11 protein-coding genes, 2 tRNA genes and 1 pseudogene are annotated in these 13,073 nt (G+C 27.3%); 11 read left to right on the top strand and 3 right to left on the bottom strand.

Annotated elements, in window-relative coordinates; translation table 4 throughout:
• The first annotated feature begins 515 nt into the window (after window positions 1-515).
• The 5 genes and pseudogenes from NPA07_RS00305 to rplS all read left to right on the top strand — a co-directional run bounded on the left by NPA07_RS00305 (window position 516) and on the right by rplS (window position 4,121).
• Window positions 516-1,565 carry a Dam family site-specific DNA-(adenine-N6)-methyltransferase gene (locus NPA07_RS00305; protein WP_126118162.1) on the top strand — a complete coding sequence of 350 codons (1,050 nt, stop codon included), beginning with the start codon at window positions 516-518 and terminating at the stop codon, window positions 1,563-1,565.
• A gap of 1 nt (window position 1,566) precedes the next feature.
• On the top strand, window positions 1,567-2,424 hold the full coding sequence (locus NPA07_RS00300) for a DpnII family type II restriction endonuclease (RefSeq protein ID WP_126118163.1): 858 nt from the start codon (window positions 1,567-1,569) through the stop codon (window positions 2,422-2,424).
• A gap of 174 nt (window positions 2,425-2,598) precedes the next feature.
• Window positions 2,599-2,886 (top strand): annotated as a pseudogene (gene rpsP / locus NPA07_RS05680) (30S ribosomal protein S16); the annotation flags it as partial.
• A gap of 187 nt (window positions 2,887-3,073) precedes the next feature.
• Window positions 3,074-3,775 (top strand): tRNA (guanosine(37)-N1)-methyltransferase TrmD, encoded by a 702-nt coding sequence (gene trmD, locus NPA07_RS00290; RefSeq protein WP_126118165.1) that lies wholly within the window; start codon window positions 3,074-3,076, stop codon window positions 3,773-3,775.
• A complete protein-coding gene (gene rplS, locus NPA07_RS00285) occupies window positions 3,765-4,121 on the top strand; it encodes a 50S ribosomal protein L19 (protein ID WP_126118166.1) in 357 nt (118 codons plus the stop codon). Before trmD ends, rplS begins: the two co-directional genes overlap by 11 nt.
• Window positions 4,122-4,230: 109 nt before the next feature.
• Here rplS and NPA07_RS00280 read toward each other — a convergent pair whose 3' ends face one another.
• Window positions 4,231-6,384, bottom strand: coding sequence for an ATP-dependent Clp protease ATP-binding subunit (locus tag NPA07_RS00280; protein ID WP_126118167.1), 2,154 nt, complete (start codon window positions 6,382-6,384; stop codon window positions 4,231-4,233).
• A gap of 231 nt (window positions 6,385-6,615) precedes the next feature.
• Between NPA07_RS00280 and trmB the strand changes: the two genes are divergently transcribed.
• The 6 genes from trmB to NPA07_RS00250 all read left to right on the top strand — a co-directional run bounded on the left by trmB (window position 6,616) and on the right by NPA07_RS00250 (window position 12,708).
• Window positions 6,616-7,236: a tRNA (guanosine(46)-N7)-methyltransferase TrmB gene (gene trmB / locus NPA07_RS00275; RefSeq protein ID WP_126118168.1), complete on the top strand. Its 621-nt coding sequence runs from the start codon at window positions 6,616-6,618 to the stop codon at window positions 7,234-7,236.
• A 303-nt stretch (window positions 7,237-7,539) separates the two neighbouring features.
• Window positions 7,540-7,926 carry a type III restriction endonuclease subunit M gene (locus tag NPA07_RS00270; protein ID WP_218017468.1) on the top strand — a complete coding sequence of 129 codons (387 nt, stop codon included), beginning with the start codon at window positions 7,540-7,542 and terminating at the stop codon, window positions 7,924-7,926.
• On the top strand, window positions 7,809-9,227 hold the full coding sequence (locus tag NPA07_RS00265) for a site-specific DNA-methyltransferase (protein ID WP_318032797.1): 1,419 nt from the start codon (window positions 7,809-7,811) through the stop codon (window positions 9,225-9,227). Before NPA07_RS00270 ends, NPA07_RS00265 begins: the two co-directional genes overlap by 118 nt.
• Window positions 9,214-10,872: a DEAD/DEAH box helicase family protein gene (locus NPA07_RS00260; protein ID WP_256553214.1), complete on the top strand. Its 1,659-nt coding sequence runs from the start codon at window positions 9,214-9,216 to the stop codon at window positions 10,870-10,872. Before NPA07_RS00265 ends, NPA07_RS00260 begins: the two co-directional genes overlap by 14 nt.
• 29 nt (window positions 10,873-10,901) lie before the next feature.
• Entirely contained in the window at window positions 10,902-11,705 is an 804-nt protein-coding gene (locus NPA07_RS00255; protein WP_256553213.1) for a hypothetical protein, read from the top strand.
• 469 nt (window positions 11,706-12,174) lie between these two features.
• Window positions 12,175-12,708: a hypothetical protein gene (locus NPA07_RS00250; protein WP_126118170.1), complete on the top strand. Its 534-nt coding sequence runs from the start codon at window positions 12,175-12,177 to the stop codon at window positions 12,706-12,708.
• A gap of 152 nt (window positions 12,709-12,860) precedes the next feature.
• On the opposite strand, the gene NPA07_RS00245 is transcribed toward NPA07_RS00250, so the two are convergent.
• A tRNA-Gln gene (locus NPA07_RS00245) sits at window positions 12,861-12,935 on the bottom strand.
• A 3-nt stretch (window positions 12,936-12,938) separates the two neighbouring features.
• Window positions 12,939-13,022, bottom strand: a tRNA-Tyr gene (locus tag NPA07_RS00240).
• Between the last annotated feature and the right edge of the window lie 51 nt (window positions 13,023-13,073).

Genomic DNA, 13,073 nt, shown 5'->3' with positions numbered 1-13,073 from the left:
TCTTGGGTTTTAAACAAATTGAGTTATTTTTTGTGTTTAATTTCAAAACAAAATATGTTCTCGTTTTGTTTTGAAATTAACTATTATTTTTTAAAATAATAATGGAGAATTAAATTCTCCACTATTGCCTTATTTTTTTATAAACAGTTAGTTACTTCTGGCTGTTTTTTTCAACTGAATCTAGCAATAATTTATAGTTATCGCTTACAAAAACAATTCTTTCAATATTATTTGTTAGTTCATATTCAGATGAATCACTGTGTTTAATCTAGAATGATTTTTTCATACAGATATTTTCAAATATAAAAAAATAAGACACTAAATTATAAAATTAATCTTTTTGATGCCTATTTTTTTGTGTCTTTATTCATAAAATCATTTAATGAAAAATTACCATAAAGTGTTCAATTTGTTTTGGAATTCACACTCATAAAATAAATAAAATATGTATATGATTTTATACATTTGATATAATGAAAATATGGAAATGTAGTTCTTAAATGGAGGCGACTGGTATGAACTCAATATTAAAAAATGTTGGCAACACGATTAAGCAAGAAAGAAAACTAAAAAATATGACACAACTTGAGCTTGCAAAATTAAGTGGCGTTGAAAGAACTCAATTAACAAGAATTGAGAACGGAAAAGTTTTGGGTGTTAGTTTTGAAACAATAATTAAATTATATAAGGCTATAGGCCTCGAAAATATTCACATTGGAAATAAAGAAGAAAGACTTTTGCCATTTGTTAAGTGAGCTGGTGGAAAGACACAATTAATTGATAAACTCAAAACATTTTTGCCTAAATCTTATAATAATTATTTTGAACCTTTTGTTGGTGGGGGAGCATTATTATTAAATCTCAAGCCAAAAAGTTTTTTAATTAATGATTCAAATAGAGAATTAATTAATGTGTATAGATGCTTAAAAAATGATGATGAATTTATTAAATTAAAGACCGAATTAGTAAAACATGAGAATAATCATAATGAAGAATATTACTATAAAATAAGGGATTTGGACAAAAACAATAACTATAATAATCTGCCAAATTACATAAAGGCAGCAAGAACAATCTACTTGAACAAAACATGTTTCAATGGGCTTTACAGAGTAAATTCAAAAGGTTTTTTTAATGTTCCTTCTGGAAAAAGAACATCAGTTAACTGTTTTGATAGAAACAATTTTGATAGATTAAAAAACTTTTTTAATAACACACAAAATCAAATTTCTTGTGAAGATTTTGAAACTTTTTGTGAAAAGGCAAATAAAAATGATTTTATTTATTTTGACCCGCCATATGATGTAATAGAAAACAAGAATACATTTATTTCATACAATGCAGAAATTTTTGGAAAAGATGAGCAAATACGATTAGCAAACGTTTTTAAAAAATTAGATAAAAAGGGCATAAAACTTATGTTAAGCAATCATAATACAAAACTTGTTAATGAACTTTATAAGGAATTTAACATCAATGTTGTTAAGGCAAAAAGAATGATTAATTCAAACGGGGATGGTCGTGGCGATGTTGAGGAAGTAATCATTACAAATTATAGGGGGTAAAATGATAAGAGATTTTGAGCAATGATTTAAAACATTAACACCTACAATTGTTGGTTATGACTATTATGTAGATTTTGCAAAGATAAATAATGACTTACTTAAGTATAAAAGGGAACTAGAAAAATTTTGCAGTATTGGACAATGTGAAGATATATCCTTGGAATTTAAACGACTATATGACAATGATAAAAATGTATTAAAGATTCTTCCTAGTTTACTTGCAATTAGAAATAGTTATCTTCAAATTTATGAAGATCAAAAAATAAAGGAATTAGATTTTGAAAGAATGACTAACAAGTTTATAGACTATGCTGAATTTTTTGAGAAATCCGGTTTAAAAAAGTGATTGAATAATAAAAGTAACGACTATGTGCTGGGATATTTTGATGGTGTACAAGTAGGCATTAATTCAAATGCTAGAAAAAACAGAACAGGTTCTGCCATGGAATTACTTGTTGAAAAATTTATAAAGGAAGCTGGATTTATAGAAGGTAAAACATATTTTAAACAAGTTAAATTTAATAAAATCGATGAGTTAACAAGTCTACATATTGCTAATGCTTTTGCAATTAATTTTAATAAAAAATTTGATTTTATAATTCTTAAAGAAAATAAAGTTTATGCTATTGAAGTTAATTTTTATATGTCAGGTGGTTCAAAACTAAACGAAATAATAAGAAGTTATGAAAAATTATATTTTTCCACAAAAGATATTGAGAATTTTGAGTTTGTGTGAATAACGGATGGTATTAATGGTTGAAAAACATGTAAGAATAATTTACGACAAATATTTGAACAAAACCTAAAAATATTTAATATAAACGACTTGAATAATGATGTTTTAAGGTCCTTAAAATAAAGACGAAATTTAGATAACCTTGAGTGCGGACACTGTAAAGTAAATCAAGTCTTATTTTTTTACTTTGAATATCTTTATTTTATATTAAAATAATAAAGCAATATGTTTGGTGTCAAGCACTTTTACTTGACAGCGAATATTAAATTATTAATAAAAAAACAAGGAGAAACCACAATGGTTAAAATTAGATTAAAAAGATTAGGAAGCAAATTTAATGCTTGCTACAAAATTGTGGTTGCTGACTCACGTGCTCCTAGAGATGGAAAATTTATTGAAGCATTAGGCCAATATAATCCACACTCAAAAGAGTTTGTTTTAAATGAAGAAGCAACACAAAAATGAATTAACAACGGTGCTCAATTAACTCAAACAGTTTTCAACTTATTTAGAAAACACAAGTTAAATGCTAAGTTTATGAACAACACAAACAAAGAAGCAACAAAAACAGAAGAAGTTACTAAAAAACCTGTTAAAAAAGAAACTGCTAAATCAACTGTAAAGCCTGCATCAAAGACAACAACTACTAAAAAAATTGTTGCTGATAAAAAAGTCGCAACAAAGGCAGCAAATGTTAAAACAACAAAAGCAGCCGCTAAACCAACAGCTAAAACAGTTCGTAAAACTACAAAAAAATAGTTATATCTAGATTATGAAAATAAACTTTTTAACTCTTTTTCCAAATTACTACAAACCTTTTGTAGAAGAATCAATTATTTCAAGAGCAATTGAAAAAAAGTTAATTGAAATTAACGTTGTTGACTTTAGGTTGTTCAGTAGAGATAAACACCACAAGGTTGATGATGAAATCTTTGGTGGCGGTCATGGAATGCTTTTGCAAATAGAACCTATTGACCTTGCACTTGATTCTCTTAAAGGAAGAGGCGGATATAAAATTCTTGTAACCCCTCAAGGTAAGAAATTTGATCAAAAAATAGCAAATGAATTATCAAAACATAAAGAAATAACATTTATTTCTGGTCGTTATGAAGGTTTTGATGAAAGAATTGTTGATTTAGTTGATGAAGAGATTTCAATTGGTGACTATGTCTTAACTGGTGGCGAATTACCTTCAATGGTAATGGCTGATAGTATCATAAGATTAGTTCCTGGCGTAATTAGAGAAGAAAGTTTTGCAAACGATTCATTTCAAAATGATGGTTTATTGGATTATCCGCAATATACAAGGCCAAGAGTGTATGTTAGTAAATCAAACAACAAATCTCTTATTGTTCCGGAAGTATTACTTAATGGAAATCATGCAGAAATTGAAAAATGAAAAAGAGATGCTCAATTGAATAAAACAATGAAGAATCGTCCAGATATAATTGAAAGGATTAAAAATGAGAAATAAATTAATCGAATTAGTTGAATCAAGTCAATTACGTACTGATTTTCCTGAATTTAGAGTTGGAGATAATGTTAAGGTTCACGTTCGTATTCGTGAAGGCGAAAAAGAACGTATCCAAATTTTTGAAGGTTTAGTAATTAGCAAAAAAGAATCAGGTACTCGTAACACATTTACAGTTAGAAAAATTTCTTTTGGTATTGGTGTTAATAGAACATTTCCATTACACTCACCAATGATTGCTTCAATTGAAGTTGTTCGTTCAAACAAAGTACGTCGTGCAAAACTTTACTACATGAAGAATAGAAGTGGTAAAAGCGCACGTCTTAAAGAAATTAAACGTACAAAGTAATTTAATTTTTATTAATAATCAAGTAGCCAATTGCTACTTTTTTTATTGTTTTATAGGTGTTTTGGTCAAAAATAAAAGTTTATTCCTACACTAGGAATAAACTAAATTATTATGCTTCTTTGATAACAAAATTACCTGCAAAAATATCTATTTTGTAGCTCTTACCACTTCTAATTGATCCATCAATAATTTTGTAAGCAAGTAAACTTTCAATTTTGTTTTGTATAAATCTTTTAATTGGTCTAGCACCAAAATTTTCATCATATGCTGAACTACCAACAAATTCAATCGCTTTATTAGTAAATGAAATCTTGACATCTTTTACATCTCTCATTCTCTCTGAGAGTTTTTGGAGTTCAAGTTCAACGATTTCATTAATTACATCATTGCTTAACGGATCAAATTTAATAATTTCATCAATTCTATTAACAAATTCTGGTGTTAAAAATTTAAGTAATTCTGCTTTAATACTTGGCATCTGATCAAGATGTTTCAATATTTCCTGTGAGCCAAGGTTACTTGTCATAATAATAATTAAATTGCGACAATTGATAACACGTCCATTTGAATCAGTAATTGCCCCGTTATCCATCATTTGAAGCAAAATATTTAAAACGTCGCGGTCAGCCTTTTCTATTTCATCAAAAAGTAAAATTGTATATGGGTTCTTTCTAATTTTTTCAGCTAATGAACCACCACTATCATATCCAACATAACCTGGAGGAGCTCCAAGAATCTTAGACACGCTGTGTTTTTCCATGTACTCAGACATATCAAGCCTAATCATTTGTTTTTCACTGTCAAATAGAGAATAAGCAAGTGTTCTTGCTAATTCAGTTTTACCAACACCTGTTGGTCCAGTGAAAAGAAAACTAGCAAGCGGCCTATTAGGATCATTAATGTTAGCTTTTGCTCTTAATACAGCCTGTGAAACTAATCTAATCGCATTATTTTGACCTTTAATTCTTTTCTTTAAATCTGCTTCAAGGTTTAATAATTTTTCTTTATCGCTCTCCAAGAGTTTTGAAATTGGTATTTTAGTTCACTTCGAAACAATATTTGCTATTTCTTCACTTGTAACACTATCCTTTACAATTGAATTGCCTGATTGAGATATTTCCTTCTCAGTAGCTTCAATCATCTTTTTAATGGTTGGAATTTCATCATAAAGAATTTTTGATGCTTTTTCATAATCGGTTTCTTTTTGATAAATATTAAGTCTATGTCTTGCATCGTCTAGTTTGCTCTTCAATTTTGAAAGATCTTCGAGTTTTTTCTTTTCAGAATTTCATTTGTCTTTTAATAATTTAATTTCTGCTTCTACATCCTTAATTTCAATATCTATCTCTTTAATTCTTGTAGTATGTTTTTTCTTGTCTTCACTAGTAATAGCAATTTTTTCCATTTTAAGTTTTGCCAATTTTTGCTTAGCTTTTTCTAGTGCTTCGGGTTCAAAATTAATTTCTGTTTTAATTGTTGCAGCTGCTTCATCAACTAAGTCAATTGCCTTGTCAGGTAGAAATCTATCTGAAATATATCTTGATGAAAGTCGGGCAGCTGAAACTAATGCATCATCTTGAATTTTAACATTATGATAATTTTCAAAACGTGCTTTTATACCACGCAAAATAGTTATTGTGTCATCGATAGATGGCTCTAAAACGTCAACTCTTTGCATTCTTCGCTCGAGTGCAGCATCTTTTTCAATATATTTTCTATATTCATCAAAAGTTGTTGCACCAATTAAGTGCATTTTTCCTCTTGCCATCAGTGGTTTAATAATATTTGCAGCATCCATACCACCACCAGCATTTCTGCCAGTTCCAATAAGCATATGAATTTCATCAATAAAAACTATAATGTCACCATTAGATTCTTCAATTCTCTTTAGTACATCTTTAAGCCTTTTTTCAAATTGTCCTTGGTATGATGCGCCGGCAATTAGTGCTGCTAAATCAAGTTCGAAAATATCTTTTCCTTTTAAATTTTCTGGCACTTGACCCTCGACAATTTTGCGAGCTAGCCCTTCAACAATAGCAGTTTTACCAACACCAGGTTCACCAACTAAAACAGGGTTATTTTTTGTTTTTCTACTTAATATTCGAATCATTCTTCTGATTTCATCATCTCTGTTAATAACAGGATCAAGTTCATTTCTTGCAGCTAAATCAGTGAGATTTCTTCCATAGATTTTTAATGGGTCGCTAGATTTGTTATTATTGTTTTCGTTTGCTCCAAATAAATCATCTAAATTAAAATCCATTTTGTACCTCCATTTATCACAAATTCCATAATACTATTTTAGCACTTAAAGGGTAAGAGTGCCAAAAATAATTAAATAATTTTTTTTGTTTTTCTCTTCTAAATGTCCAAAAATGCTATAAAACAGCACTTTTGGACAAATTCAAAAAAATGAATATTTATTGCAAATTAGTAAAATTGGGTATTGAAATTATTTAATAAATTAAATTTTAATTTAATATATACTTTAAATATGAGATTAAGAAATGACAAAGAAGCACCAAATAAACTTGAAGATTCTAACTTATTAATTACAAAAAATCAATATCCAATTATTTTAAAACCTACTGATGTTGTTGAAATTGGGATGGGTAAAGGCGAAATGATTACTCAACTTGCACAAGCAAATCAAGATATTAATTATTATGGTCTTGAAAAATTTGCAACAGTTGCTGCCAAATGTATTAAAAAAGCAAAAGAATATGAACTTAAAAATTTTAAAATTATTCTTGAAGATGCAAAAGAAATTGAAAATATTTTTAAAGGAACATGCGGAACAATTTGATTAACTTTTAGCGACCCTTGACCTAAAGTTCGACATTTTAAAAGAAGATTAACATATAAAGATTTCTTAGAAAAATATAAGTTAATAATGAACAAAGACACAATATTGAAATTTAAAAGTGATAATGATAAATTATATGAATTTTCATTAGAGAGTTTTAAGGAAAATGACTGAGAAATTATCGATCACGGCAAAGATTTACATGCCAGTAAGTATGCTAAGGATAATGTAATGACTGGTTATGAAGTTAAATGAAGTAATGCTGGTAAGAATATTAACTTTATTTTTACAAAGCTTAAAAATAAATAAATGTGTTAATTATTGAAATAGGCTAAAAGGCAAGTATATTGGCAAACCAATATATGCTTTTTTAAAGCATGACATACTTAATAAATAGAAAGATTGCAATTATTTCAAAAGAATACATTCTGCCTAAAAGTGTAATAAAATAATTATGAAAAAAGATAAATTAGTTTGATTAAACTTTGTTTGCTTTTGCATAAAGAATTTTTATAACTTTTTGCTTCTCAACATTTGGTTTTGATTTCTTTACAAAGTTTTCTGCTTAAAATCTTTTTCTATGATTACAAATTTACATAATAAGGTGGAAAAATGAATAAAAACGAAGTTTTAAATAGTTTCATACAGACTATTAATGATTGGTCTAAAAACGAAATTAACGATGACCAAAAAAATTTGATAATAAATATTTTAAAAAAATCTGATAAAGAAGACCTACACAATGTTATGCAACTTTTATTAAGAAGAATAAAAGTTGGTTTTACTTTTGATGAGGCTCTAAACACAAATAAAACAACAATATCGTTACTAAAATTTGATGACAGAAAGTCTTTTGTTAATAATGAAAATACTGAGTCTCCATATGAAAATACACTAATTATTGGTGAAAATTATGACGCACTAAAAAATCTACTAGTAATAGAGAATGAGAGAGAGAGAGAGAGAGATCGCTTAGCTCTTCGAGCTTTTACGATTTAATTTACATTGACCCACCTTACAACACAGAATCAGCAAAGACAGATTCCGTTTCATTTAATAATAATGATACAGAATCAAAGAAACAAAAATTCATTTATCGCGACAAATTTAGTCGAACAGGTTGACTAAACATAATGAACGAAAGATTAAAAATAGCAAAAAACCTATTAAAAGATAATGGGGTTATTTTTGTTTCAATTGACGATAACGAACATGCATATCTAAGAGTTTTAATGGATGAAATTTTTGGGGAAGAAAATTTTGTTTGCAACTTTGTTTGACAAAAGAAAAATGAAGGTTCAGCATCAGATTCTAAATTTATTAAAAATTTAGTTGAATATGTTTTAATGTATGCAAAAAACATTGATGAATTAAGTACTAATGATGAACTTATTGATACTGAATTAGGTAATTATAAATATGAAGATGAGTACATAAATGAAAGAGGAAAATTTTTATTAAAACAATTGGATGGGGCTTCTCTTACATGGGGACAAAGTTTGGACTATCCTATTACTTATGAGGGTGAAACATATTATGCAGGTGGGTCAAAATCTAAATGAGAAAGAAGAATGAAAGGGGAACATGCTGAAAAAGATTGGCGGTGAAGATGAAGCAAAAAAAGTGTTGAATGAGGTATAAAAAACAATTTTTTAGTTTTTAAAAATGGAAAAGTTTATTCAAAGCAATATCAATATGTAAATAACAAAAATGAAAAAATTAATAGAACTAAAAAGTTTTCAAATTTAATTTTAAATATGCACAATTCAATAGGAACACAAGAACAAAAAGATATCTTCGGTACAAAAGTTTTTGATCATCCAAAACCAACAAATTTAATTAAATTCTTAATTAATTTAATACCTGAAAAAAATATAAGAGTTCTTGATTTTTTTGCCGGTTCAGGTACAACAGGCCATGCAATTTTAGAATTGAATAGAGAAGATGGTGGAAATAGAACTTTTACACTTGTAACTAATAATGAAAATGATATAGCAACAAAAATTTGTTATGAGCGACTATACAGAATTAACAATGGCATTGGTACAAATAATGAATATTTTGATTGGATTAAAAAGAATAAACATTTTAGTCAAAATTTGAAGGTATTTAATGTAGAATATTTTGGTACTGAATTATTTAATTCTGAAAATGATATGCAAAATATCAAACAATCTTTCTTTAATTCACTCGTTGATAATGGAATAAATATTCAAAATATTGATAAGGACGACACTAATATTTATTATGATTTGCTTTCATTAATGCCACAAAAAAAGGAAAAAGATGAAATTAACTAAAACACAACAAAATGCAGTTAATGAATTAGTGAATTCATTTAATTTATTAGAAAAAAATGAGGTTTATTTTAAAGCCCCAACTGGTAGTGGTAAAACATTTATGATTGCAAATGTAATTAACGAGCTTTCTAAAATATATAGTGACGAGAAACTGTTTTTCATTATTGCTACACTTTCATCTGCGAAATTGCCTAATCAAATGGAGTCAAATTTACATGAATATTTTCAGTTTATCGGTGGCCAGCATCTTGAAATTGAAAAAGTTGAATCACCAAGTGTTAATGAAAAAGTTAGGAATGATAAAGATTTGACACTTATTGCAAGAAAAAATAAAATAATGATTTTGGGGACATCATCTTTTGGAAAAGGAAGACTATTTACTGAACGGGGTACATTAGATTCACTTTTAAATCAAATTACTAATGAAAACTTCAAATTAGTTTACATTAGAGATGAGGCACATTATGGGAGTGAATCATCAACAATAAAATCAATTTATAAAGATTACTCAATAGACAAAATAAAAAATCTTGACATTAATGACGAAAATATTAAAAGGATAGAATCAAGATTTGAGGCAAAAATGCAAAAAATTGCTCATTTTACTATAAAAATGACTGCTACACCAAATAATGTAAAAGTAAAACAAATTGAAATTACTGAAAATGATTTGCTTTCAGATAATGTAAAACTCTTGAAGACTAATCTTATAAAAAATGAAGGTATTAAACAGGCTAATAATGAACCAATAGATGATTTTAGACTTTTACAAGTGGCCTGTAAAAAATTTAAAGAAATTAAAAAAATATATGATAACCCTGAAAAAGAACCAGGTTTAATCAACATTAATCCTGCAATGATTATCCAGGTTAGAGATGAAACGAGCAATGATTTTTGTTTTGAAGATGACATAAAAAAAGTTATTGAAATTATCGAAGAAAATAACTTAACATGAGCTAAGTATTTTAGCAACGAAAAAATAAGTTTTAATTCATCAAATATAAAGCAAAAAGTAAATTTAAAGGAAATATCAAAAAATACCTCACTTGTTGATTGTGTAATAATTAAGGTTGGGCCTGCTGTGGGTTGAAATATTCCACGTGCTTGTATGCTTGTCCAACTTCGTTGTGTTTCATCTGAAAATTTAAATATCCAGACAATTGGAAGAATTAAAAGAAACCCGAACCCAACATTTATAAATAATTCTGTTGAATCAATTTCGAATAATTACTGAATTTATTCATCATGAGCAGAAAATTCAAGAAAAGAATGAAGTTATTATGTTTTGCAAGATAATTTCAAGAAAAGTAATTCTGTCAAAATGAACCAAACAAGTTTTTATCAAGGAAAAATAAATAGAAACTTGTGACAATTAGCTATTAGTGATAAAGAATATAGCGAAAAAATAATGGAGTTACTTGATGCTAAAGAAATAATTAATAATCTGAAAGAACTTCAAGTCAAATGAACAATTTCAGGTAAAAATGATAGAGAAAAATTTATTGTTTCAAAAGAAGAAACAATAAATGATAATCTTAATAACTATATTCCAAGAATAATTGAAAAGATAACAAATTGTATAGAGTTGGAACTTTATGTTAAAAAATTTCAGTATTCAAATGATTCTTTTTTAATCAAAATATAATTGATCAAATAAATAATTGAATCAATGAATTGCGAAATAATGATGAATATGCAAATTATATTAATTTGCTTTCAACTAATCAGGTTTGGTTTGTTATATCCAAAATTTACATTAATAAAATAAAAGAAATTCATAAGGAATCTATTTCGAAAATAAGAGAAAACAAAAAAGAAAAAGAATTTATTTTATATGGTTTTTCAACAAAACATCTGCCTGATAATGAATATCAATGGAACACAAATAATTTTATTTTAATTGATGAAGATAAGCTGAGATATGCATATATAAATACTTCACAACTTAATCAAGAAAAAAACAAGCATTATTTGGATAGTAAAAATGAAGAAATTGTCCTAAACTTATTAGCGAGTTATTTTTGAAGCTTATATGAAAAAGATCATGAAAAATACAAACAAATTGTTAAAATTTGAACAAAAAATCCGACTCTTCACGGTGTTAATTATGAGTATTATAACGATGAAAATGAAATTAAAAGTTCATTCCCTGATATACTAATAAAATATAAAAATCATCAGATAATTTTAGAGATAAAAGGAGATAATGATTCAGATTACAACCCAGAAAAAACACAAAAAATTATCAATGCTTATAAGTCATATATTAATGATGAAATTCAAAGTACAAATAATGCGAATATAACTGAGACATTAACATTACTAGTTTGTTCAGTTAAAAAAAATGCAAATTGTATTAAAGAAATTTCTTTTGCTGGCGCAAGCACCAATGAAGAAATAAACTCAAAACTTGAAAAAAGATATTTTAATATGTATGGAAATATAAATTTTGAAAAATTCTTTGATGCTTTCAAATAATGAAATAACAACAGTAAATTACACAGTTACGAATCTTAATATTCATTCGCAACCTAGACAGTAGCTTAATTGTTTATATAATAATACTCGCTGTTTTATAAAAGATTAAGTACACACTGCCTTCAAATTGTATGAAATTTACAGCAACTCAATATAGAGTTGTTTTTTTAAAACAAATAGTATAAAATAAATATACTTAAAGTAGGAGATAAATACGAATAATAAAACATTAAAATTTGGCTTACTTGCTACTACAACATTAAGTTTTGCACCAATTACTATTAGTGCAGGTTGCAAAAGTGGACAAGATAATAAACCAAAAAATAATCCAATAGTTGAACATAATAATAAAAATAACCTTGATACAAAAATCACAAAAGCAGAAAAAATAATTGAGAATATTGAAACTAAATTTAAAAAAATAAATAATGCACAAACATTAGACAGGATAAAAAAATTAATTAATGATATGAGTGCTAACTTAAAGAAAGTTAAAGTTGAAGCAGAAGTTGATGAAATTATTAAACAGGCTGAGAATCTTTTAAATACTGTTGAAAACTATCAAAATATAGGAAGCACAACACCTTCTAAACCTCTTGTAATTAAGTCTGGCGATGAAAAATATCAAAATTTTCTAGAAATAACTAACAAAGAAAAAATTAAGGAAATTGTTTCTTCGGGCAAGGGTGTTTTTGCATATTCATATTCAGCCAAAAAAATTGTTTTATTTAGAGACAAAATAAATTGAAATGCTTTAAGTGACGCAGAAATTAATATCAAGGGTGAACTATTAAAAAAACTTAATGAACTTTGACTTATTGCTAATCCACAAAATCCAACATATCTAAAAGATGGTTATGGAATTGGTAGTAATGAAGAACTTACATTTAATTATGAAAATAATGAATTAATCATAGCGTTTAAACTAATTAAATTTGTCGGTCCAAATAACTATGACGTTACCGATACATCAATTTATATTGCTAAATTCAAACTAAATTAATAAATTTAATAAACTGAAAATAGAAAAAGTGAAGAGTTGTTGATTACAGCACTTCACTTTTTCTATTTTCGATTTAGGGTTATACAGAAACCAGACCGGTTAATAAAATTAAGAAGATTTAGTAAAAATAAAAATCGCCTTTCGACGATATATGGTTGCCCCAGTTAGATTCGAACTAACGCGTGACGGAACCAAAACCCGTTGCCTTACCGCTTGGCTATGGGGCAAAATGGTGGAGGGGGAGGGATTCGAACCCCCGAACCGTGAGGAAGTGGGTTACAGCCACCCGCGTTTGGCCGCTTCGCTACCCCTCCATTTTGCATAAGCAATGTAATTATAGTATAAAAACATTTTTTGCATACTTA

The organism is Mycoplasmopsis caviae, from assembly GCF_024498215.1.
Taxonomy (GTDB): Bacteria; Bacillota_I; Bacilli_A; order Mycoplasmatales; family Metamycoplasmataceae; genus Mycoplasmopsis; species Mycoplasmopsis caviae.
The sequence above is the reverse complement of the archived record's forward strand: the minus strand, read 5'-3'. Positions and strand labels throughout refer to the sequence as shown.